The organism is Streptomyces sp. NPDC051740, assembly GCF_044453165.1.
Taxonomy (GTDB): Bacteria; Actinomycetota; Actinomycetes; order Streptomycetales; family Streptomycetaceae; genus Streptomyces; species Streptomyces atrovirens.
On record NZ_JBITCL010000017.1, the window covers coordinates 56,426 to 77,221 of the forward strand.

At 69.9% G+C, this 20,796-nt stretch carries 24 protein-coding genes; 3 read left to right on the top strand and 21 right to left on the bottom strand.

Translation table 11 applies throughout. From position 1 onward, the window contains the following. Positions 1 to 224: 224 nt before the first annotated feature. The 11 genes from ACIA6T_RS25755 to ACIA6T_RS25805 all read right to left on the bottom strand — a co-directional run bounded on the left by ACIA6T_RS25755 (position 225) and on the right by ACIA6T_RS25805 (position 9,394). Positions 225 to 998 (bottom strand): isoprenyl transferase, encoded by a 774-nt coding sequence (locus ACIA6T_RS25755; protein WP_399448838.1) that lies wholly within the window; start codon positions 996 to 998, stop codon positions 225 to 227. Positions 999 to 1,711: 713 nt separating this feature from the next. Then, complete coding sequence (locus ACIA6T_RS25760; RefSeq protein WP_399448839.1) at positions 1,712 to 2,521, bottom strand: class I SAM-dependent methyltransferase; 810 nt, start codon at positions 2,519 to 2,521, stop codon at positions 1,712 to 1,714. A gap of 42 nt (positions 2,522 to 2,563) precedes the next feature. Further along, the gene (locus tag ACIA6T_RS25765; protein ID WP_399448840.1) at positions 2,564 to 3,439 is read right to left on the bottom strand and encodes an LLM class flavin-dependent oxidoreductase; all 876 of its coding nucleotides are present in this window, start codon (positions 3,437 to 3,439) and stop codon (positions 2,564 to 2,566) included. A gap of 355 nt (positions 3,440 to 3,794) precedes the next feature. Beyond that, positions 3,795 to 4,115: a hypothetical protein gene (locus ACIA6T_RS25770; protein WP_399448841.1), complete on the bottom strand. Its 321-nt coding sequence runs from the start codon at positions 4,113 to 4,115 to the stop codon at positions 3,795 to 3,797. Between the two features lie 159 nt (positions 4,116 to 4,274). Beyond that, positions 4,275 to 4,877 carry a hypothetical protein gene (locus tag ACIA6T_RS25775; RefSeq protein ID WP_399448936.1) on the bottom strand — a complete coding sequence of 201 codons (603 nt, stop codon included), beginning with the start codon at positions 4,875 to 4,877 and terminating at the stop codon, positions 4,275 to 4,277. Positions 4,878 to 4,972: 95 nt separating this feature from the next. Beyond that, entirely contained in the window at positions 4,973 to 5,641 is a 669-nt protein-coding gene (locus ACIA6T_RS25780; RefSeq protein WP_399448842.1) for a hypothetical protein, read from the bottom strand. A 30-nt stretch (positions 5,642 to 5,671) separates the two neighbouring features. Next, a complete protein-coding gene (locus ACIA6T_RS25785; protein ID WP_399448843.1) occupies positions 5,672 to 6,709 on the bottom strand; it encodes a hypothetical protein in 1,038 nt (345 codons plus the stop codon). Beyond that, a complete protein-coding gene (locus ACIA6T_RS25790; RefSeq protein WP_399448844.1) occupies positions 6,697 to 7,356 on the bottom strand; it encodes a hypothetical protein in 660 nt (219 codons plus the stop codon). Before ACIA6T_RS25790 ends, ACIA6T_RS25785 begins: the two co-directional genes overlap by 13 nt. Positions 7,357 to 7,440: 84 nt before the next feature. After that, positions 7,441 to 7,962 (bottom strand): hypothetical protein, encoded by a 522-nt coding sequence (locus ACIA6T_RS25795; protein ID WP_399448845.1) that lies wholly within the window; start codon positions 7,960 to 7,962, stop codon positions 7,441 to 7,443. Between the two features lie 13 nt (positions 7,963 to 7,975). Continuing rightward, positions 7,976 to 8,587 (bottom strand): hypothetical protein, encoded by a 612-nt coding sequence (locus ACIA6T_RS25800; protein WP_399448846.1) that lies wholly within the window; start codon positions 8,585 to 8,587, stop codon positions 7,976 to 7,978. 138 nt (positions 8,588 to 8,725) lie between these two features. After that, the gene (locus ACIA6T_RS25805; RefSeq protein WP_399448937.1) at positions 8,726 to 9,394 is read right to left on the bottom strand and encodes a Tox-REase-5 domain-containing protein; all 669 of its coding nucleotides are present in this window, start codon (positions 9,392 to 9,394) and stop codon (positions 8,726 to 8,728) included. Between the two features lie 531 nt (positions 9,395 to 9,925). Between ACIA6T_RS25805 and ACIA6T_RS25810 the strand changes: the two genes are divergently transcribed. The 3 genes from ACIA6T_RS25810 to ACIA6T_RS25820 all read left to right on the top strand — a co-directional run bounded on the left by ACIA6T_RS25810 (position 9,926) and on the right by ACIA6T_RS25820 (position 12,450). Further along, positions 9,926 to 11,449: an alpha-1,2-mannosidase gene (locus ACIA6T_RS25810; protein WP_399448847.1), complete on the top strand. Its 1,524-nt coding sequence runs from the start codon at positions 9,926 to 9,928 to the stop codon at positions 11,447 to 11,449. 71 nt (positions 11,450 to 11,520) lie between these two features. Next, positions 11,521 to 11,889 (top strand): DUF192 domain-containing protein, encoded by a 369-nt coding sequence (locus tag ACIA6T_RS25815; RefSeq protein ID WP_399448848.1) that lies wholly within the window; start codon positions 11,521 to 11,523, stop codon positions 11,887 to 11,889. A 153-nt stretch (positions 11,890 to 12,042) separates the two neighbouring features. Continuing rightward, positions 12,043 to 12,450 (top strand): ASCH domain-containing protein, encoded by a 408-nt coding sequence (locus ACIA6T_RS25820; protein WP_399448849.1) that lies wholly within the window; start codon positions 12,043 to 12,045, stop codon positions 12,448 to 12,450. Here the strand turns inward: ACIA6T_RS25820 and ACIA6T_RS25825 are convergent. The 10 genes from ACIA6T_RS25825 to ACIA6T_RS25870 form a co-directional block, all read right to left on the bottom strand. Further along, positions 12,425 to 13,072, bottom strand: a complete 648-nt coding sequence (locus tag ACIA6T_RS25825) for an OmpA family protein (protein ID WP_399448850.1) — start codon at positions 13,070 to 13,072, stop codon at positions 12,425 to 12,427. The two genes, ACIA6T_RS25820 and ACIA6T_RS25825, sit on opposite strands and share 26 nt — an antisense overlap. A gap of 8 nt (positions 13,073 to 13,080) precedes the next feature. Next, complete coding sequence (locus ACIA6T_RS25830) at positions 13,081 to 13,659, bottom strand: hypothetical protein (RefSeq protein WP_399448851.1); 579 nt, start codon at positions 13,657 to 13,659, stop codon at positions 13,081 to 13,083. Between the two features lie 33 nt (positions 13,660 to 13,692). Beyond that, entirely contained in the window at positions 13,693 to 14,295 is a 603-nt protein-coding gene (locus ACIA6T_RS25835) for a pilus assembly protein TadG-related protein (protein WP_399448852.1), read from the bottom strand. Beyond that, on the bottom strand, positions 14,292 to 14,525 hold the full coding sequence (locus ACIA6T_RS25840; RefSeq protein WP_399448853.1) for a hypothetical protein: 234 nt from the start codon (positions 14,523 to 14,525) through the stop codon (positions 14,292 to 14,294). The genes ACIA6T_RS25835 and ACIA6T_RS25840 overlap by 4 nt, the downstream gene beginning before the upstream one ends. A 160-nt stretch (positions 14,526 to 14,685) precedes the next feature. Continuing rightward, complete coding sequence (locus ACIA6T_RS25845; protein WP_399448854.1) at positions 14,686 to 15,549, bottom strand: response regulator; 864 nt, start codon at positions 15,547 to 15,549, stop codon at positions 14,686 to 14,688. Further along, positions 15,546 to 17,123, bottom strand: coding sequence for a sensor histidine kinase (locus ACIA6T_RS25850; RefSeq protein WP_399448855.1), 1,578 nt, complete (start codon positions 17,121 to 17,123; stop codon positions 15,546 to 15,548). Before ACIA6T_RS25850 ends, ACIA6T_RS25845 begins: the two co-directional genes overlap by 4 nt. 18 nt (positions 17,124 to 17,141) lie before the next feature. Beyond that, complete coding sequence (locus ACIA6T_RS25855; protein ID WP_399448856.1) at positions 17,142 to 18,029, bottom strand: DUF5936 domain-containing protein; 888 nt, start codon at positions 18,027 to 18,029, stop codon at positions 17,142 to 17,144. 21 nt (positions 18,030 to 18,050) lie between these two features. Then, positions 18,051 to 18,995, bottom strand: a complete 945-nt coding sequence (locus ACIA6T_RS25860; protein WP_399448857.1) for a type II secretion system F family protein — start codon at positions 18,993 to 18,995, stop codon at positions 18,051 to 18,053. Positions 18,996 to 19,006: 11 nt separating this feature from the next. Then, entirely contained in the window at positions 19,007 to 20,344 is a 1,338-nt protein-coding gene (locus ACIA6T_RS25865; protein ID WP_399448858.1) for a CpaF family protein, read from the bottom strand. Between the two features lie 14 nt (positions 20,345 to 20,358). Beyond that, positions 20,359 to 20,673, bottom strand: coding sequence for a TadE/TadG family type IV pilus assembly protein (locus ACIA6T_RS25870; protein ID WP_399448938.1), 315 nt, complete (start codon positions 20,671 to 20,673; stop codon positions 20,359 to 20,361). Positions 20,674 to 20,796 lie beyond the last annotated feature (123 nt).

A 20,796-nucleotide genomic window follows, 5' to 3' on the forward strand; every position in this document is an offset into this window, starting at 1 on the left:
CGGAAACCGGCCCTCCGCCGCTTCTTCCGTGCCGTGACCGCACGGTCGGGCTGGTGCAAAGGGCCTCCCGGGCGGACGGCTTCTGCGCCGCCCGCTGAGATCCGACACCCGTGGTTCGGGTGTCGACCTGTCTGGCTTATGCCCTCGAACGAGCGCCGCCATGCCACGGCATATGACGGCGCGCCGGTGAACTCCGTGTGACCTGCGGAGGATGTGCGGGGGGTTCAGCCGCCGTAGCGCCGGTGGCGGGCGGCGTAGTCGCGCATCGCGCGCAGGAAGTCGACCTTGCGGAAGGCCGGCCAGAACACGTCGCAGAAGTAGTACTCCGAATGAGCGGTCTGCCAGAGCATGAATCCGGACAGCCGCTGCTCACCGCTGGTGCGGATGACGAGGTCCGGGTCGGGCTGGGCGCGGGTGTAGAGGTGACGCCCGATCATGTCGATGTCGACGGCCTCGGCGAGCTCGTCCATCGACGTGCCCTGCTCCTGGGCGTCCAGCAGCATGGACCGCACCGCGTCGGCGATCTCCTGGCGGCCGCCGTACCCGATGGCGACGTTCACCACTATCCCGTCGACGTCCGCGGTGGCCTGCTCGGCCTCCTTCAGGGTGGTCTGCATCCCGGACGGCAGCAGGTCGCGCGTGCCGACGTGATGGACCCGCCAGCGTCCGTCGGCGGCGAGGGTGCGCACCACGTCCTCGATGATGCCGAGGAGCGGGACGAGCTCCTCCTTCGGCCGGTCGAAGTTGTCCGTCGACAGCAGCCAGAGGGTGACGACCTCGACGTCCGTCTCGCTGCACCAGCCGAGGAACTCCCCGATCTTGTCCGCGCCGGCCCGGTGACCGTGGACGGTGCTGGAACCCGCGGCCTTCGCCCAGCGGCGGTTGCCGTCCATGATGACGCCGATGTGCTTGGGCACCTGAGCGGTGTCCAGGTGACCTTCCACCCGGCGTGCGTACAGCCTGACCAGCAGGCCCCGCAGCTTGTCGCGCAGGTTCACGTGATCGTCAGCCCCTCCGTACGGATCGGACAGGCGCGGCGCTCCCCGCCGCGTGGCGCGGCAAGCGGCCCGGTCTCGGCCGCGGGCGCCCCCTGTCCGTATGGCGGTCCCCGAAGGCGAAGCGTACCCCTGCCGGGGCGGGGGTCCCCAAAGCCCGGGGTGATCGCGCTTTCCGGGGTGGTCGCGTTTGCCCGCCGTCCCGGACCACCGGCCGGACCGCCCTCCCGTCGGGCGCTCGCCCCGCTCTTCCCGAAGGCAAGAAAAAACGGGCCGGTCCGTGGGGGGGGAGACGGACCGGCCCGAGGGGGGGTTTCCACCATAACCCTTCGTAAGTGATGCTGCGTACATCGGCGCGCCACAACTACTCTCCGAAACCGCCCGACAACGCCCAGACGGCCCCGGAAGGCACCGTTCAGGACCTCAAGGTGGCTGAAAAGCGGCGAAATCGCGCGAAAATCGAGTGCTGAGGGGACTCTGTGCCGGATGTGACACCACCCGCCGAAAGGATGACCACACTTCCGGTCATCCCTCCGACGGGTGACCCGGGCACGGACACCGGATTGACCCGAGGAGGCCGGATCGGACACCGCGCAGCCCCCTCCGCCGCGCGGTACCGCCACCCCGCGCAGCTTTGCCGACGCGAATCATCTTGGTCCGAACCTATGTGATCCCCTGCTCCGCGGACCGGCCGCACCCCATGACGATGGGGAAACTCACGGACGCGAGGTGCGGCCGGCTCCGCCCTTGCGGGCGTGGAAGAGATGCCGGGTGCTGTGGGCCACGAAGGCCCCCTCGCTCCCGATCCGCTCGTGCAGGGCGCGCAGCCGCGGCAGATACGCCTCGACGGTGAACCCGGGAACCATCCAGATCACTTTCCGCAGGAAATGAACGACGGCGGCGATGTCGAGGAACTCCACGCGCAGCCGTTCGGCCCGCAGCTCGACGATCTCCAGCCCGGCGGCCTCGGCCGCACGCCGCTCACGGTCCGGATGCCGCGCGTCGCGCCGCTCGCCCGGCTGCGCCCCGAGGAAGTACTCGACGAGCTCGTGGACGCTGCCGGGCCCGACGTGCTGGGCGAAGTAGACGCCGCCGGGCTCGAGCACCCGCGTGATCTCCTCCCAGCGTGCCTCGACGGGATGCCGGCTGACGACGAGGTCGAAGGCCCCGTCCGCGAAGGGCAGCGGCGCGTCCTCGGGCGAGGCGACGACGGCGACACCGCGCGGCCGGAGCAGGGCGGTGGCCTTGGCCAGGTTGGGCGGCCAGCCCTCGGTGGCGACGGCGAGCCGGGGCCGCCGAGGGGCGTTGGCGAGGGCGAAGTCCAGGACCTCCCCTCCCCCGGTCTGGATGTCGAGCACGGCCGTGGCCCTGCCCAGCCACCCGGCCATCGTCCCGGCATACCCCCACGAGGGCCGGGCCTCGCTGGCCCGCCCCGCGAACCAGGTGAAGTCCCACCCCTCGGTGGGCACGGAGGCGCCTTCCGCGATCAGGTCGTCGAAGGTACGGCGGGCTGCCTTGTCCGTCATGCACCGATCATGCACGGAGGGACCATCACCTGTCCTCCGACTTCACGGCACCAACGGCCGCACCTCCTCCGCCACGAACCGCACGAAGCCCTCCGGGTCCGGCTCGTCACTGGTCGGCTGGAGAATGACCGAGTCGGCCCCGGCCTCCGCGAGCCGCTGTACGGCCTTGGCTACGGCCCCCGCATCCCCGGCGACCCCGACTTCCGCCTCCCCGTCCACCCCCTCGGCGACCAGATCGGCCCGCACCCGCTCACCGGCCCCGGCCCCCGTGGCGGCGAGCAGGTAGACGACAACCTTGTGGGGCTCGTGGACACGCCCCGCCGCGGCCCGCCCCTCGTCGATGAGCCGGCGCGCCTGCCGCACCCCCTCGGGTGAGGTGTCGGCGGTGAGGATGGTCCCGTCGGCGGCCTCCCCGGTGAGCCGCACGGTACGGGGCCCGGTGGCACCGGCGAGCACCTCCACCGGTCCCTGCGGCGGCCAGTCGAGGGCGACGTCGTCGAGCCTGACGTACCGCCCCTCGGTGGTGACCCTCTCCCCTCCCAACAGCGCCCGCAGCGCGACGAGATGCTCCCGCAGCAGGGTGAGCGGCGACTCGGCCCGCGCCCCGACCTGCCCCATCCAGTCCTGCACCCCGTGCCCGACGCCGAGGATCGCGCGCCCCGGGAACATCCGGTGCAGACCGGCGGCCTCCATGGCCGTCATCGCGACGTTCCGCAGCGGCACCGGCAGCAGCCCGACCCCCACCCGCACCCGCTCGGTCCACGCCAGCGCGGCAGCGGCGGTCGAAATCCCACCCTCCCGAAAACAGTCCTCCCACAACCAGAGCTCCTCGAGCCCGACCTCATCGGCGAGCTCGGCGACGGAACGGAGCCGTTCGGGGGCGAGCTGGGGACGGAAGACTGCGCCAAGTGTGATCATGGGTGGGTCCTACACCTGGGACGGGCTCTTGAAACTGACACTCCCGGCGATCAGCCGCAGAATCGCCCGGTACTCGTTCCGTCGCGCCGGGGCAGTCGTGGTGAGCGTCAGCACGGCCAGGCGTCTGCAGTCCGGGGGGGCAGATGAGCGTGCAGCTGAAGCAGCGGTGACTGCGGCAGCCCGCTGCCGGCACCCGGCACCCGGCACCCGGCACCCGGCACGGGATTGAACCCCAGATGCGGATAATCCGGGTCGGGGATACGCGGCGCCGACTTGAGTCCCTGGGGCAGACCGAGGTCGGCCCGGGACCGCGGATCAAGGGCGGCGCCGGACCGGCCGGTCTCCGGAGCCGGAGTCACTTCCCTCCGCCCCCGCCCTTACCTTCCCGGGCCTGCCTGAGCGCCTCCTCCAGGGCCTTGTCGACCTCGAGGTAGCTGTCCCGGCTCTTGCCGATGATCTCGGCCAGGTCCTCGGTCTGCTTGCCGATCTCCTCGGCCCCGTACTTCCAGTCCTCCTGGAAGTCCTCACAGGCGCTGTCGAGATCATCGGTACCCAGCCCGGTGACGGTCGCGTCTGCGAGAGCCTTGCGCACACCCCTCAGCGAACTCGACGACTTGTGCAACGACTTCATGAACCGCCCGAGCTCACCCCCGTCGACCGCCAATCGGTCCGCCATACGCCCGTCCCCTCCACCCGCGTCAACACCACCGATGGAATGAACGACACGATCCACAATCCGTGACGACCTGGAGCCGGCGGACGTGCTCTGTCGGGTACGGCGCGCGTCCGGAGTCGTACTGGCGTACCAGGAGAGGATCAGCTCATACGGTTGAGCTCAGGGCTGGCACTTGTCGCTCCCACTCTGGGACATCAGCTTCGTAATGACCCAGACGCCATTTTCGTTCTTGCGCAACTGAGTGGCGTAAAGGACGTAACTGTTCTTGGTAACGGGCGTCTTCTTGACCTTGTCGTCCTTCAGGTACTTCACGAACGCCTTGCCCTGGTCCTCGCAGTAGCTGAAGGACGCAGTGCCGTCTGTATCGACGTCGACCTCAGGAAGGTAGAAGCGGTAGGTCCCCGTAAGGCCTGCCTTGTGATCAACATAGTTCTGAATGAACTCTTCCGTCCTGGCCGCCGCTTCGCCCTCGTAGTAGTAGAGGTATGCCTTGTCCAGTGCGTCCTGGTTGACGATCGCCAGGTCAACGGCCTTGATGGACTGCTCCCCGTCCGCCAGGACCGCGTCCTTCTCCTCGTCCCCCGTCTTCGGCCAGTCGAAGGTGTAGGAGAGATCGGACGGCAACTCGATCCTCGGGCGGTCTGCCGAGGCGGAGACCGCGCCGCTCGGGGATGCCGGCTTCTCTGTGTCCGTGTGCGCGCCCGCGGCCTTCTCATTGTCCTTGGCGGTGCTGCCGTCATCACTTCCGCATGCGGACAGCATCAGGGCCGCGGTGACGGTCAGCGCGAGCGCTGCGAGTGGGCCGGGGCGGCGGTGCGCAGTCGGTTTCCGGTAGGGCGGGGCTTGGTTTGAGCGGACTACGGCCGGCACGCCTTGTCCCCCCGGTTCGACGAGATGTCGGTGGTCTGCCAGACGCCCTCGGCGTTCTTCGCGAGCTTGGTGTTGTAAAGGACGTAAGCGTTCGCCGTTGTCGGCGTTTTGTCGACCTTTCCGGTCTTCTTGTCCTTGATGAATGACTTGCTCTCGTCCGAGCAGTAGGTGACGTACGCCCCGTCGTCCCCGGACAGACGGATCTTGTAATCGAAGTACCGGGTCTCGCCGACCCACGTTTCCTTCTCGTTGATGTACCGGAGCGCATACGTGATCGAGGCACTCAGGGCCGACTCCGTGTTGTAGAAGCCGAGTGCCTTGGTGTCCGTGCTGCCCTCGAAGATCGCCTCGTCGACGGAGTTGACACTCAGCGTGCTGTCCGCGAGAGCCGCGTCCTTCGCCGCGTTGCCTGTCTTCTCGTACTCGAAGACATTCTTCGCGTCGGAAGGGAAGGTGATCTTCGGCCGTCCGTTGGTATCCGACGCACTGGGGCTCGGGGAGGGTGACTCCTCACCGCCCGTGTTCACGGCCTTGTCACTGTCACTGCCACTGTCCTTGGCAGTGTTGTCGCCGTCACCGCTTCCGCAGGCGGACAGTGTCAGGGCCGTGATGGTGGTCAGCACGAGGGTGGTGAGCAGGGTGGTGCGGCGGTGCACAGTCGGCTCCCGGTGAGGTGAGGCTTGGGGTCAGCGGTTGATGGCTTGGATTTCCTGGACCACGACGTCCTGCTCTCCACCGAACGTGCCGTCCGGCAAGTCCTGTTCGCCGGCGACGCCGGTACCCGTCCAGTGGATCTTCCAGGTGACCGTGGCTTCGAGCTGGTACGGGTCGCCGCCCGAGGAGCGCAGGTACTTCACCCCGCACGGAGGCGTCTCGTCCGCCTTGCCCTTGGCATACGGCTCGCCGATGCGTCCGTTCTGGATCTCGCAGACTCCGGAAGCGGGGTAGGTCTCGGCATCCGGCGTGCCCGGGTCTATCTGGACGGACACCGGTTCGGCCGTCGTAGTCGCCTGGATACCCAGCAGCGGGACGGAAGCCGTGACCGACACCGGTTTGAAATCCACCGCGTCCAGCCACGCCCAGGTGGGGAGGTTCACCTTGGTTGTCCCATTCGGAGCGATATCCACTTCCGTCGTGGGAACACGGATCTCCGCATAGGCGAGTTGCGCGAGGACCTCCGTGGTGATCGCCTGCGGGATATCGGCCGGCGGATCGTCGTTCTCGTCCACCCAGAAGGTGGGCTTGTCACAATCCAGCGCGCCTGGATCACCCTCCCGACCGGGCGTGACGTAGGAATCCCACCAGTAGCCTTCGCCGGCCTTGTCCTTGTTGAAGTCCTTGTAGGGGTGGCCCTCGACGTACCGGTCGCGCTGCTCGGCGTCCCACTCATAGCCCGTGGAACCGGCCTCCCAGATCGGCTCCAGGTACTTCTGTAGCTGTTCCGGCGTGTACTTGGGCGCGTAATAGCAGGCGGGCGGGGTCCAGTTGGTGGCGGAGGTTACGGGGCCGGCCTTCGGGCCCGAACCGTTATTGGAGCGGTTGAACACCACGGCTCCCGCCGTTGCCGAAATTTCCCCACCGCTCTGGCTGCCTTCCACCTGGGTCTCGGATCCAGTGCCCTTGCCTCCTGGCACAAAGTCGGCTCGCGCTACCGGGCTGGAGGCCAGCACAGCAATAGCAGCCATGCATGTCGCGCCCGCCCAGATCCTCGTTACGGCTGGCATTGAGCAGCCCCCCTAGTGGAGACGATCTGAGATGTCTGCCAAACGCCTTCGGAGTTCTTGTCGAGCCTGGTGTTGTACAGCACGTAGCTGTTCTTGGTGACCGGGGTCTTGTGCACCTCGTTGGTCTTCTTGTCCTTGCTGAACCCCTTGCTCTCATCCGCGCAGAAGATCAGAGTGGCGGAGGTCTCGCTCTTGAGCGTCACCTTGCGGTCGTAATAGCGGGCTTCACCCGTCAAGGTGGCTCCGGCCTTCTCGAACTGAGCAACCCAGTTCAGCGCGGCTTCCAAAGCCTTGCCCGTGTTGTAGTAGGCGATCGCCTCGCCCTTGGGGTCTGTTTCCGTGATGGCGGCATCGACAGCGCGCATCCGTTCAGCGCTGTCGGACAGGACCGCGTCCTTGACAGGATCCCCCGTCTCAGCACCCTCAAAGGTCAGCTTGAGGTCGGACGGCAGCTCGATCTTCGGGCGGTCTGCCGAGGCAGGGGCCGATTCGCTCGGGGAGGGCGACTTCTCGCCCCCCGTGTCCGCGCCCGCGATCTTGTCGTTGTCCTTTGTCGGGGTGTCGTCGTCGCTTCCGCATGCGGACAGCGTCAGGGCCGCGGTGGCGGTCAGCGCGAGCGCTGCGAGCAGGGTGGGGCGGCGGGTCACAGTCGGCTCCCAGTAGGGCGAGGCTTGGCTTCAGCGAAGTCAAAGCTATCCGGTGCGTAAGTCGAGGCACCAGAGTGAACGGGGTCAACTTGCGGGGTACGCCGGTTCCGTGAGCGGGTGGTCGGTGATCAGGGCCGTGAGGATCAAGGGGGCGTCGCCGTCCGACTGGTTGAGGGAGAGGGCGGCCCAACGGGTGGGTGGCAGCGGGCCCCAGAGCGTCAGGTCGCCGTAGCAGTCCTTGGCGGAGAGGGTGTGGAAGGGTTCGGGGAACCGTTCGTCGGAGCCGCGTCGGAGCAGGGGGGCTCGCATGTTCAGCGTGCGGTGGGGGCCCCAGTGGGCGTCCAGGTGCGAAGTCAGTGCGGCCAGGTGCGACTCCGCCCTCGCCTCCGCCTCGTTCCATTCGCGGCCGTACACACCCGTGAGGGGGGCACTCCGCCAGAGAGGGAAGAGCAGGAAGCCTTCGCCGCGCGTCGATGTCCATTCGCCGGTCGGTGGTTCGCCCTCGTCGGTGGTGGGGCCGTAGGCCGGGAGGGGGGACGACAGGGCGGTCTCGATGGCTGACACGGCGGAGGGCAGGTCGAAGGGGGCGTCCGCGTGGGGCGTCATAGTGCCGGCCTGGTCATGGGGTGGGGCAGCGGGTCCAGCGCGCCCGAGTCCCTGAGGGCCTGGTACGCCTTGACCACGGTCGCCGTGTCTCCGGGGGTGCGATGGTCAGGAGTGCGCCCCCGGTGGGGAGTGTCCTGCTGTCGGGGAGTGAGGCGGCGGGGGCGCGGGCCGCGCGGCCGGCGGACAGGTAGCCCACCCAGCCGACCGACGGCGTCCCGATCCTGAAGCCCGCTTCCTTCTTCAGCGCGGACGTCACCGCCCGGTCGCTCACGTCCCCGTAGTCCGGAACCCATGACTCCGCCACCGCCGCGAGGAGTTCGGCGTCCGGCAGGTCCGACGCCTCGTCGGGGGACACGATCGTGGCCACCAGTGACTGGAGCAGGTACTCCGGGGTCCCGCCCGCGAGTGCGGCGATCTCCACCTTCCAGCCGGGGGCGGTGTTCTCGGCGAGCAGCCGGAGCGAGGTGCCGTTCGCCGCCGACCAGTCGTCGGCCGCCTGGGCCGTGCGCAGGGCGGTGAGCAGGGACGGCTCGTCCGGCTGGAGTACCCCGGCCGGCCCGGAGGCGGGGGCGGTGCGCCATGTTCCCGTCACCTGTGGCAGCAGCCGGGCGAACCGGTCCAGCATCGTGCTCCACCGTGCGGCGAGTTCCTCCGCCGACTCCTGCCGGGGCCCCAGAAGCCCCGCACCACGCGTCGCATGTCCCGTTCCCTCTCTTCCCGTGTCCGGCTTCACACCCTAGGTCGTACGCGGTCCGCCGCCCCGTCAGTCGAAGGCCTCGGGGCGGCGGTCGCCCGCGATCGGTTCGGGCGCCGTGTGGACGACCTCGATGTCCAGGCCCGCGTCCTCGAAGGCGTCGCGGGCCGCGTCGGCGACCTCCTCGTTGGAGAAGTGCCACTCGATGTCCTTGCCCCGTGCCGCCGCGACCTGCCTGCGGGCCTCGGTCAGCAGGCGTTCCCGGCCTGACGGGGTGAGTTCCGTGCGGTCGGCGCCCAGGAGGCTGTCGTAGCCGTTCTTGGCCTCCAGGTAGGTCTGGCGGGAGGAGTCCCAGCCGTCGAACTCGACGTCCGGTACGTCCGGTTCGGTGTGCGGGACGACGTACTCGTGACCGCGCTGCGTGCCGGTGATCTGTTCCTGGTAGCGCAGCCAGGACTCGTTGCGCCAGTTGAGCCGGGGGTTGCGGTCGCGGCCGGCCCAGAAGCCGTCGCCGTACGTGCGGCTGTCGAGGTCGTCGGCCCAGTCCGACGGGTTGTGGCCGCGCGGGTCGCTGGTGGCGTTGCGCTCGGGGTCCGGCCACTGCTTCCTGTTCTCCAGAACCTGCCGGGCGCGTTCCGGTTCCTCGGCGCGTTTGCGTTCCAGATAGGCCTGGCGCTCCGCCGCGCGGGCCTCCTCGGCCTGTTCGCGGGCCTCCTCGTCGCAGCCGCCCTCCGCCAGGACGACGTACGGCGGGGCATGTCCCGCCGCCTTCCCCCGTACCCGGGCGCGCCCCGCACCACCCCCGACCCCGCACCACCCCCGGCCCCGCTCCTCCCCCGTTCGAGGCCATACCGCCCCTCCTCAAGTCCCCCGGTTCGCAAACCTGTTTGGTTCACGGCAGGCCCCGAGGGTAGGGAGGGGCAGGTGGTCGGGGCATGGGCCCGTGGGCCCAAGGCGGCACCCGACCGAGGGCTCGTGACAGGCCCGGGGCGGCCCCCGTCCTCCGTACACCTGGGTCTTTCCGAATCGCGTGAGCATTCCAGCCGTTGTTGTCCTGATGACGCTCGTACGAGCGGTGGAGTGACACTCGCCCGTCCACTGCTCACGCGTTTCCGGGGAGGGGGTGGCCGGCGGGGCTCGCCCTGCGCCCCACGCTTCCGGCCGTCCGCGCCGCCGGGGCTGTCAGACCCTGCCACTAGGGTCCCTGACACAGTCGCCGCCACATGGACGGCCGACCTTGCTGACTGACCACCAGGAGCGTTGCACATCATGGGATTTGACGTCACCTACGCCGACTTCTCCGTCGATCCGACTCGGCTGGCCAACGCCGATGTCAGGTATCAGCGGGCCCGGTTCGCCGGGTCGCACGTGGCGTTGAGTGCGGGCGGGAGTGTGACGCTGGACTTCGAGGTGGAGGACCCGGAGGACGTCCCCCAGGTGACGCTCACCGTCACGGCCCTCGTCTCCAAGCTCGGCTCCGACCTCGGGTACGCGCCGATGGACGTACTGGTCCAGGGTGAGGTGGTGGCCGAGGACCTCACCGTGCCCGGTGGCGGCGATCTCCCGCAGGACAACGTCTTCGCCGTGCCGGGGCGTCTGCTGAAGCCCGGCACGAACACCCTGGAGATACGCTCCTCGGCCAAGGCCGGCAGCATGCTCTGGCTCTACCGGATCACCCTGGACCCCGTCTGGGAGCGTGGCCGCTCCGAGCGTGCGCGGGTCGCCGAGGCCGCCCGGGACTCGGTCTTCGCCTACCGCACGGAGCTCCGCCCCGCCCACTCCTCCTCCGCCTCCTGGCAGGCGGCCCCGCGGCTGCTCTTCCACATCGACCGGGACGAGCACTCCCTGCCCGCCCAGCTCGGCTGGCGCTGCGAGGACGGCGCCGAGGCCGCCATCGGTTTCCAGTCCGGCATGTCCGACTTCCACGGCGTGTACCGCGCCGCGGACGGTACGGCGTACGAGTACCGGGGGCGGCTCACCGACCGTCGGCCGTTCTCGGACGAGACCCAGAACCTCTCGGCGTCCCCCCTGCACCGCTTCCACACGGAGGAGGGGTGGGGCGGGCACTGGCACACCTCCCACGAACTGCGGCTGCTGGTCGACGACGGCGGGGCGCCCGTCGAGCGTTTCACCTGGCGCGACCAGCGGGGCAACTCCGGTGTGGCCGTGCTGCACACCGCCGCCGCCGAGATCGAGGTGACCGATGTCGAGGCGAGCGACGAGTTCGACGAAGGGGGCGAGGGGGCCGACAACCTCCTCGAGGAGCGGCGGAGCAAGTGGCTGACGTTCGAGGAGACCGCCCACCTCGACTTCACCCTCGCCCGCCCCACCGCCGTCGCCTCGTACTCCCTGGTGTCGGCGAACGACTTCGCCGAGCGCGACCCCCGCGACTGGACCCTCCTCGGCTCCCACGACGGCCGGACGTGGACGCCGCTGGACACGCGCAGCGGTGAGAAGTTCACCGAGCGGTTCCAGACCCGCGAGTTCCACCTCCGCTCCGACGCCCAGGCCTACCGCCACTACCGCCTCGACATCACCCGCAACTCCGGCGGGACCGAGGTCCAGCTCGCCCGGGTCCGGTTCGCGGAAGCGCCCGCCGGGCAGGCCTTCACCGGCTACTACCAGCGCTGGAACGAGGGTCCCATCGGCTATCGCGGCACACCGGTCGCCGCCACGTCCGCCGTCCTTCCCGCCGCTCCCCGCGTCGCCTCGGAGCTCCAGGCCGCCGTCGCGAGCCTGTCCGAGACCGCCCAGACCCTCGCCGCCCTGGCCGCACAACTCCGCAAGCACTGATTTCGAGGGGCCTGCGGAGATACGTTCGGGGCGGACGGTTCGTCGGTCGGTGGTCGAGGGGGTCGGTCGGGATGGCGCGCTGGCGGGACGGGCGGGGGGAGTTGGCCGTCGTACGGGGGGACGGCGAGGGGATGCCGGTGCGCGTCCCCCTGGAGATCGCCACCTCCTACCGGGCCCGTACCAAAGGGCTGCTCGGACGTGACTTCCTCGACGGGGCCCTGCTGCTCTCCCCCGCCAACAGCGTGCACACCTTCCGTATGCGCATGCCCATCGACGTCGCCCACCTCGACCGGCGGCTCCGCGTCATCGCCGTACGCACCATGCCGCCGGGGCGGCTCGGTCTGCCCCGGCTCCGGGCACGGCATGTGCTCGAAGCCGAGGCCGGGGCGATGGAGGGGTGGGGGCTGCGGGTCGGGGCCCGGGTGGAGGTGAACCTTTAGGGCGCCGCCGCCGGACAGAAGGCCCCCTCACCGACAGCGGAGAGGCCCTGCGCACCCTCATCCTGGAGATCAAAGCGGGCAAGGCCGACCACCTGCTCCAGGAGTTGCGGGACGATCGGTGCGGAGACAGGCGTCGAAAGGGGAAGTGGAATCGTGTGGCCACGGGTGAACGGCATGCGGGCGCTGGAACTCGGCACCGTCGGTGAGATGCGGGAGCGGCTCAACGCTCTCGTCCTGGCCGGGAGGAAAACCGCCACCACCGGGCTGCTGGCCGAGTACGTCGAGGAGACGGAGGGCCTGGAGTTCGAGGGTGAGCGCCTGGCGTTGCTCGGGAACGACGGAGGCCACGTCGCCACGATCGAGATCACCGGCGTCGAGCTGACTTCCTTCGGCGGTGTCACGTGGGAACACGCCGCCGCCGAAGGAGAGGGCGACCGCTCGCTGGATGAGTGGCGGACCGGACACAGGCGCTTCTGGGAAGGCATCGGCACCCCGGTGGCCGAGGACACGCCGCTGGTGTGCCTGCGGTTCCGGCTCAGCTCCCCGTGCGCGGGAAGGTGATCTCGACCCTGCGGTTCTTCTTGCGGCCGGCCTCCGTGGAGTTGTCGGCGATCGGGTACTGCTCGCCGTAACCGCGCACCTCGTAGGTGACGTTCGCGTCACTCAGCTCCTGGCCCAGGACGGCCTGTACGGCGTTGGCGCGCCGACGGGACAGGACGTCGCCGTGCGCGGACGAGCCCAGGTTGTCGGTGAAGCCGAAGACGCGGACCTTCGTCGCGTTCTGCGTCTTGATCTCGCCCGCGATCGTGGCGATGCGGACCTTCGCCTCCGCACCGAGTTTCGCGCTGTCCTTGCCGAACAGCACCTCGGCCTGGAGCGCGAACGTCACGTCGGAGTTGGTGTCCTCCCGGCGTTCGTCGCCGCTCTTGTCCTCGACGATCTGCTTGATGTCCAGGACCTTGGGCTCGGTGAGGGTGGCGCCCTCCGGGAGCTTGAGGTCGGGGTCGTTGGGGTCGACTTCGACGGGTGCGGACGCGGACGCCTCGGTTCCCGGTGGAACGCCGGGGCCGTCGTCCGCGTGGGCCGGCGCCGCGCCGTACAGGTGGGTGGTGACCAGGACCGTGGCGGCCGAGAGGACCAGGGCGAGGCGGGGCGGCGCCAGGCGGGTCGGGGTACGTGTCATGGCCGCCCTCACCCGGAGATCTTGATCGTGCCGCTGGAGAACGTCGGCAGCTGGAGGCTCACGTCGATCGTGTCGGCCGGTGGGGCAGGGAACTGCATGAACACAGGGAGGGCCTGACCTGCGTTGAGGGTGGTGAGGCCCGTCGTCGTCAGTGGGCGGCCGTCCGTGTCCCGCAACACGTAATAGCGCTTCTTCCCCTTGGAATCCACGAGCGTCGCCCCGCCCAGCGACTGACCGTGCTTGACGACCTCGGTCTCGTCCCCGCTCGTCTGGGCCGGGATGGCCACTGATTCCGCGCCGTCGTTCTTGAGGTTCCCGCTCACGGTGACGAAGCCGCCGGTGTCCCGTACGGCAGAGGTGATCTGGAGGAGCAGTCCGTCTGTGCCTTTGAGCTCGGCCAGTGGAGTCTCCGCCTGCCCCTCCTGAGCACTCGGCTTCGATCCACCGTCCCTGGAAGCGGATGACGAAGGCTCCGGCTTGTCGTCGTCGCCACCACCGCCGCAGCCCGCCATGCCGAGAGCCAGGCCGGCCACAGCGGTCAACGCGACCATCCCCCTGCGGGCCTTGGCAGTGATCCGAATGCTCATCTCTCTGCTTCCTTCATCACTCGTCGTCGCTTGTCAGTCGGCCAGGTGGACTTCGAACAGGTCCTCGGGCCTGGGGAGGAGTTCGATGGGCCCCTTCGGGTCCAGCTCCCATTCCTCGCCCTCGCAGGTGAGCGGCGGCAGTACGTCTTCTTCGACGCCCTCGGCCGGGAGCTGGAAAGTACAGCGGGGTTCGATCACAGCGGTGGCGGTCGCGTTGGAGCGGCGGTTTTCCGTGCCGGGGACCACTGAGTCTCCAACGGTCCTGTTGGTCTCGACCTCCACCTTGTAGCCGAGGAGGCCCTCCAGGCCGCATCCGATCACGCTGGCGTCGTTCCGCGCGGCAAGCTCGTACGCCCGCCCGCAGGTGGAACCGATGCCGTCGACATTGCCGTCGAAGACGGCCTGCCACTTCGCCGGGTCGAGTAGATCTTGAACCCACCGGTCCGCGAGGGCGTCCCGAGTGTCCTGTGCCGCCGCGAGTGCCGCCGCATCGGCAGCCGTCTGCGCGTCGTTCCGATTCGCCGCGGCCTGGCCGACCGCGAAGTACGCCAACGCGAGAAAGAGCAGGCCCCCCACCACCGTGATGTAGATGGGGAAGGCCTGCCCTGCGTCGCCCGAGCGGCGGAATGATGTCAAGGAGCGACCTTGGCGATCTGCGCGTTGATCTTGGTGAGGATCGTCTGGCCGATGCTCGTGCCGGTGATCGCGAGCACGATCAGCACGACCACCGCGATGATGCCCAGGTACTCGACCGCGGTCTGCCCCTTGTCGGCGTGGCGTCGCTGCATGGCCTCGACCGTCGTGTTCTTCCAGCCGTTGACGCGGACCTTGGTCGCGACGGCGGTCTTCATCATCAGGTCGCTCATGGTGTTCCCCTCCGGCTGACGCAACAGCGGCCCGCTTCACAGAGCCGCTTTCGGCATCCGCAACGTACGGGCGGGAGCGTTGCCCGTCGGAGGGCCCCAGGGCCCAATTCCGGGCCCAGTCGCGGGCCCAGTTCCTCGTCGTCCTTGCCGTCACCTGAGGTCACCCCGCCCCTCGGCCCGAACCCGGTGTCGTGCCGAGCCACTTCGCCGCGGCCTCGGAACGGCTCGTGCTGTGGAGCTTCGCGAAGATGCGGTTGATGTGGTTCTTGACCGTCTTCTCGCTGATGAAGCACGTGGCGGCGATCTGCTGGTTGTTCATGCCGGATGCGATGAGGTCCATGATCTCCGCCTCCCTCGTGCTCAGTTGGTACCTCGGCCTGTCGGGAGCGGCCGGGCGGCCGCCTGTCCACCCAGACGACGATCGTGCCATATCCGGTTGCAGTTGCGAAAGGTTTTCCGCAGAAGTAGGTGAGGGTGGGATGTGGGGCAGACCGGGTCCGTTTGTGGTGCCGTTAGTTGCGCGTGCGGTTCCCAGCCCTTCCGGTAGCGACCTGGGCGGTCGCGGGTCCTGACGTAGTTGCGAGAGCAACGCTCCTGCCGCTGTGGGGGTGAAGTGGGGCCTGCCCTCCCCGATGTCGCGGACCGCCGACACCAGCTGGTCCGCCGTGAACTCGCCGTGGACCAGGTAGCCGCCCGCTCCCCTGCGCAGCGCCTCCTGGACGATCTCCGACTCCCTGCTGTACGTCAGCATCACCACAGGCGCGATCCGTACCAGGTACGGGAGTGCCGAGATGCCGTCCACGCCGGGCATCCGGACGTCCAGGAGGACCACGTCGGGGCGGTGGGTGCGGGCCGCCTCGTAGGCCTCCCGGCCGTCGGCCGCCTCCGCCACCACCGTGATGTCCTCGCGTCCGGTGAGGAGGGCGGTCAGGCCGGCGCGGACCACCGGGTTGTCGTCCGCCACGACCACCCGGAGGGTGGCCGGGGGCGGGACGTTCGCGAAGGGGTTCGGTGGTGTCGTCATGGGGTGGCCTCCGTGGGGGTCGTCACGGCCGCCAGTGGCAGTTCCAGGCGGACTTCGGTGCCTTGTGTGTGCGCGCCCCGGCCTATGCGGATGCGGGCACCGACCGAGGCCGCCCGTTCGACCATGCCGACGAGGCCGAAGTGGCCGGCGCGGCGGAGTTGTTCGAGGTCGGTGCCGGGTGGGAGGCCGGTTCCGTCGTCGTACACGCTGATGCGGAGCAGGTCGCCGTGGACGCCGGCGTGGACGTCGACCTTGGTCGGTCGCGCGTGGCGGTGGGCGTTCTCCATGGCCTCCGACGCGATGGTGAGGAGTTGGCGGGCCACGGCGGGCGGGACGGGCGGGACCGCGTGTTCGCCGGTGGGACGGTAGGTCGCGGGGACGCCGGTGCGGGTGGTGAAGTCGCGGGTGCGGGCGGCCAGTTCCACCAGTACGTCCGTGCCCTGGCCGGGGTCCGACTCCCTGCGCAGGTCCGCCAGGAGTTCGCGGGATTCGGCGGCGGCCCTGCGGGCCGAGCGGGCCACCAGTTCCGCCTGTCGTCTCACCAGGGCCGGGTCCATGTGCGGGGCGCTCGCCGTGCCGGTCAGGCCGTCCGCCGCCAGGGCCACTCCGTGGAGGGTCTTGGCCACCGAGTCGTGCATCTCGCGGGCGAGGCGGGCCCGTTCGGCGCTGACTGCCTCCGTGACGGCCAGGCGGGCCTGGACCGTGGTCAGGGCCCGGGTTGCCGTGCCCAGGCGGAGCATGAGGTTGCGGAGGCTGGAGCCGACCGCGCCGGCGATCACGCAGAGGCCGGGGAGGAGGAGTGCTTCCGCCGGGTCCGTTCGGGGGTTGTCCAGGGCCGCGTGGACCAGGAGGAGGATCAGGCCCTGGAGGGAGGCGAAGACCGCCGCGCCGCGCCAGCCGTAGATCAGGCCCGCGAGGAGGGGGGAGCAGACGCTGACGTAGGCGAGGGTGGTGTCGGGGCCCGCCGAGATCAGGAGCAGGGCGCCGAGGAGGGTGTCCGCCGCCAGGAGGGTGGGGTGGCGGAGGAGGAGGGGGCCGAAGCGTTCCCAGTCCCTGAAGAGGACGTAGGAGGCCATGAAAGTGACCACTACCGCTATGCCGACGAGGCGGGTGCTCCAGCCGGGGGCGGCGTTGAGGAGGGCGGAGGGGGTCGCCAGCGCGATCATCGCCAGGCGGAAGCCGAATGCCTGCCGGCACAGGGCCTGGAGGGCGTTGATCTGGATCTGGACGTCCGGGCCCGGTGCGGGTTGTGGGGGGTGCGTCCGGCCTTCGGCCGGACACGGGTTCCCACCCGCACCGCCCGTGCGGGTTTCGTCGTCGGGTGCGGGTGGCCCCTGTGGGGGCTGAGCGCCATCGGCGGCATTCCCGCCGTGGGGCGGGATGTCCGAACCCCCCACGTCAGGACCCGCCGGCTCCCAGCCCGGTGGCAGGGCCGGGGTCGCCGATGTGACCGGGATGTCCGGGGCGCCCGTTCTCGCGTGGGGTGGGAGGACCGTACCTGCCGGCGGGGTGGTGATTTCCGCCAGTTTGGCCGCGCGGCGGAACAGCCCCACGCGTTCCCTGGTCGTCGTCATCGCACCCTGCCCCCTGCCCTACTCGCCCGTGACCGCGCCGAAGTCGATGCCGGAGCCGAGGATCAGGCCGGCGCCGAGGAGGATCATCGTGGCCGGGACCATGAACGTGGTGATCATCATGGTGGCCTTCGGGACCGCGCGGGCCGCCTTGCGACGGGCGTTCTGCGCGTCCGTACGGCGCATGTCCTTCGCCAGGGACACCAGCGTGTCCACGATCGGCGCGCCCAGTTCCTCACCCTGCTGGAGCGCCGTGACGAACATCGCCACCTGTTCCGAGTCGTTGCGGCGGCGCAGCTCCGTGAAGGCCTGGCGGCGGCTCATGCCCAGGTCCATCTGGCGGAGTGTGATCCGCAGTTCGTCCGCCCACGGGCCCTCGTACTTCTGCGACACCCGGTCCAGGGCCTGCCGGAAGCCCAGACCCGCGCTCACCACCACCGCCAGCACGTCCAGGAAGTCCGGCAGCGTCCGCTCGATGACGTCCCTGCGGACGCGGATCGCCGACCAGATGCCGACCTCCGTCCAGAACGCGCCGAAGGCCAGGAGCAGCAGGGCCATGAAGAGCTGGCCGCGCATCAGGAACACCAGGAAGCCCAGCCCGCCGAGCGCCCCGTACACCGCGCGGCGGGCGGCGTAGCGGTCGATGGTCAGACCGCCGGGGTTGCCCGCCAGGTCGATCTTGCGGCGGTACCTGGCGACCTGCTTGGGGCCCATGACGCGCAGCACGGCGGGGGCGTAACGCATGCCCATGCGGTCGACGAGGGAGTCGACCGCGCCCGTGCGGGTGGAGCCGACCTCCAGGGCGAGGGCCAGGTCGCTGGGGAGTTTCGCCTCCGCCCGGTACATGCGGATGCCGGCGAAGACGCCGTAGACGGCGAGGCCCATCAGGAGGGCCAGGAGAAGTGCCATGTCGGTCGGCCTCCTCGCCGCTCAGACGTCGATGCGGGACAGGCGGCGGATGAGGACGAAGCCGATGGCGTACAGGCCGAACGCGACGACCACCGCGGCCTGTCCGGCCGGGGAGCCGGTCATGCGGTCCAGGGCTCCGTCCTTCACACCGTTCATCAGGAACAGCGAGCCGACGCCGAGCACGGGGACGGCGTACGACGTCATGCTCACCTGGGAGAGCTGCGTACGGACCTCCCGGCGGGTCTCCTTCCTCTCCTCCAGCGTCTCGGTCAGGTTGCGCAGGGCGCTCACCACCTGGCCGCCCGCCCTGTTGGACAGCACGAGGGTGGTGACCAGGACGACCAGCTCACGGGACGGGAGGCGGTCGGCGAGTTCACCGAGGGCGTCGTCCATCGACGCGCCCACCGCCAACTGGTTGGCCACCTTGGACAGTTCCTCGCCCGCCGGGGCCTCCAGCTCCTCCGCCGCCATGCCGATGGCCGTACGGAGGGCGAGACCGGCCTGGGTGGCGTTGGCGAGGATGCGGGCCAGTTCCGGGAGCTGGTTGATGAACTTCTCGATGCGTTTCTGCCGCTGCCAGCTGAGGAACTGCGACGCCGCCCAGACGCCGAGCAGGCCCGCGATCGGGCCGAAGAAGGGGGCGAGGGTCGCCTGGCCGATGAGCCACAGGCCGGTGACCGTGGCGAGCATGTAGACGAAGAACTCGCCGGGGGTGATGTCCAGGCCGGTGGCCGCCAGGCGCAGTTCGAGCTTCTTGCCGAGTCCGGTGCGGCGCAGACGGCGGTCCAGGGTGGGGAAGTGGCGCCGGCGGCCGGCGACGGGGATCTGGCCGGTGGCCGACAGCCGGTCCACCAGCGCCTGCCGCTGTGCCCTGCCGGTGGCGTACGACTGCACGCCGACGACCGCGAGGACGCAGGTCAGCAGCGTGATGCCGGTGGTCAGCGTGATCAGGTTCCGCAGATCCATGGGGACGGTTCCTACCTGGCTTCTCGGGTGGCGAGCTGGTCGTAGGACTGGGCGATGCCGAACGCCTGGGGGACGGGCTGGCTCGCCATGTAGAGGCGGTCGGCGGTGCGGCGCGGGAGGGGGTGGTGCTCGTAGGCGCCGTGGACGCGGCCGTCGGCGGTCATGGGCTGTGCGTGGAAGCGGGCGACCGTGGTCAGCCGGTACGGCTCCGACGCGTGGCTCTCCAGCAGGGCGACCTCGGTGATGCGGCGGGCGCCGTCGGCGAAGCGGGTGAGCTGGACGATGACGTCGACGGCGCTGTTGATCTGGTCGTGGAGCGCCACGAACGGGATCTCGACGTCCGACATGGAGGCGAGGGTCTGGAGCCGCATCAGGGCGTCCTCGGCGCTGTTGGCGTGGACGGTCGCGAGGGAGCCGTCGTGGCCCGTCGACATCGCCTGGAGCATGTCCAGGGACTCGCCGCCGCGGACCTCACCGACGACGATGCGGTCGGGGCGCATACGGAGGGAGTTGCGGACCAGGTCGCGGATGGTGACCTGGCCCTTGCCCTCGACGTTCGGCGGGCGGGACTCCAGGCGGATGACGTGCGGCTGCTGGAGCTGGAGTTCGGCGGAGTCCTCGATGGTGATGATGCGTTCGCGCTCGGGGATCAGGCCGGAGAGGGCGTTCAGGAGGGTCGTCTTCCCGGTGCCCGTCGCGCCGGACACGATGACGTTGAAGCGGGCCTGCACCAGGCCGGCCAGCAGGTACAGCATGTGGTCGTCCAGCGAACCGAGGCCGATCAGTTCCTGGAGGGTGAAGGAGCGGGGGAAGCGGCGGATGGTGAGGGTGGCGCCGGTCAGGGAGAGCGGCGGGATGATGACGTTGACGCGCTCGCCGGAGGGGAGGCGGGCGTCGACCATGGGGTTCGACTCGTCGACGCGGCGGTTGACGGTGGAGACGATGCGTTCGATCGTCTGCATGAGCTGGTCGTTGGAGGCGAAGCGGAGCGGGAGCTGTTCGACCCGCCCGCCGCGCTCCACGAAGATGGCGTCGGGGCCGTTCACCATGATCTCGGTGATGGACGCGTCCTCCAGCAGGGGTTCCAGGATGCCGAGGCCCAGTGCCTCGTCGACGACCCGGCGGATCAGCTGGGAGCGTTCGACGGTCGACAGGACCGGGCCCTCGCGGCTGATGATGTGGCCGAGGACGCGTTCCAGCCTGGCCCGGCGCTCGGCCGCCGCCAGCGAACTCATCTCCGCGAGGTCGATCTCCTCCAGGAGCTTGGCGCGGTAGGAGGCGACCAGGTGGCCGTCCTCGCCCCGTCCGCCCGTCTCCTCGGGGGAGTTGATGCGTGCCCGCAGGCTCATGGGTCGCTCGCTCCTCAGTGGTCTCGCGGCATCGTGGCGGACTTGCGGGCGGGGCCGAAGTCCCAGCCCGGCACGATCGAGGGGATGTCGACCGTGGCGGTGACGGTGATCTCGTCGCCTCCCGGATAGCCCTCGCAGGAGGTGCCGTCGGCGAGCCAGTCGCTGATGGCGGCCCTGCAGGTGTAGCCGTACGCCTCGCCCAGCGACGCGCTGCGCGCCGCCGCGCGGGCCGCCGTGCCGGCCTGCTGGGCGGTGTAGGCGACCAGGCCGAGCTGCACGGCGGCCATGGCGACGATGAGCAGGATCGGGAGGAAGCCGAGGTATTCGATGGCGACCTGGCCGCGGTCGCGGAGCCGGTGTGCGTGCGGCCCGTGCGGCTTGTGCGGCCCGTGCGGCCCGTGCGGCCCGTGCGGCCCGTGCGGCCCGTGCGGCCCGTGCGGCCCGTGCGGCCC

Bases quoted from the DNA above. Each gene is read 5' to 3' on its own strand.
- ACIA6T_RS25795 (WP_399448845.1), bottom strand. From the start codon at position 7,962: ATGACGCCCCACGCGGACGCCCCCTTCGACCTGCCCTCCGCCGTGTCA.
- ACIA6T_RS25850 (WP_399448855.1), bottom strand. From the start codon at position 17,123: ATGACGACGACCAGGGAACGCGTGGGGCTGTTCCGCCGCGCGGCCAAA.
- ACIA6T_RS25830 (WP_399448851.1), bottom strand. From the start codon at position 13,659: ATGAGCATTCGGATCACTGCCAAGGCCCGCAGGGGGATGGTCGCGTTG.
- ACIA6T_RS25840 (WP_399448853.1), bottom strand. From the start codon at position 14,525: ATGAGCGACCTGATGATGAAGACCGCCGTCGCGACCAAGGTCCGCGTC.
- ACIA6T_RS25860 (WP_399448857.1), bottom strand. From the start codon at position 18,995: ATGGATCTGCGGAACCTGATCACGCTGACCACCGGCATCACGCTGCTG.
- ACIA6T_RS25865 (WP_399448858.1), bottom strand. From the start codon at position 20,344: ATGAGCCTGCGGGCACGCATCAACTCCCCCGAGGAGACGGGCGGACGG.
- ACIA6T_RS25810 (WP_399448847.1), top strand. From the start codon at position 9,926: ATGGGATTTGACGTCACCTACGCCGACTTCTCCGTCGATCCGACTCGG.
- ACIA6T_RS25760 (WP_399448839.1), bottom strand. From the start codon at position 2,521: ATGACGGACAAGGCAGCCCGCCGTACCTTCGACGACCTGATCGCGGAA.
- ACIA6T_RS25800 (WP_399448846.1), bottom strand. From the start codon at position 8,587: ATGCTGGACCGGTTCGCCCGGCTGCTGCCACAGGTGACGGGAACATGG.
- ACIA6T_RS25785 (WP_399448843.1), bottom strand. From the start codon at position 6,709: ATGCCAGCCGTAACGAGGATCTGGGCGGGCGCGACATGCATGGCTGCT.
- ACIA6T_RS25845 (WP_399448854.1), bottom strand. From the start codon at position 15,549: ATGACGACACCACCGAACCCCTTCGCGAACGTCCCGCCCCCGGCCACC.
- ACIA6T_RS25855 (WP_399448856.1), bottom strand. From the start codon at position 18,029: ATGGCACTTCTCCTGGCCCTCCTGATGGGCCTCGCCGTCTACGGCGTC.
- ACIA6T_RS25775 (WP_399448936.1), bottom strand. From the start codon at position 4,877: ATGCTGTCCGCATGCGGAAGTGATGACGGCAGCACCGCCAAGGACAAT.
- ACIA6T_RS25815 (WP_399448848.1), top strand. From the start codon at position 11,521: ATGGCGCGCTGGCGGGACGGGCGGGGGGAGTTGGCCGTCGTACGGGGG.
- ACIA6T_RS25765 (WP_399448840.1), bottom strand. From the start codon at position 3,439: ATGATCACACTTGGCGCAGTCTTCCGTCCCCAGCTCGCCCCCGAACGG.
- ACIA6T_RS25825 (WP_399448850.1), bottom strand. From the start codon at position 13,072: ATGACACGTACCCCGACCCGCCTGGCGCCGCCCCGCCTCGCCCTGGTC.
- ACIA6T_RS25770 (WP_399448841.1), bottom strand. From the start codon at position 4,115: ATGGCGGACCGATTGGCGGTCGACGGGGGTGAGCTCGGGCGGTTCATG.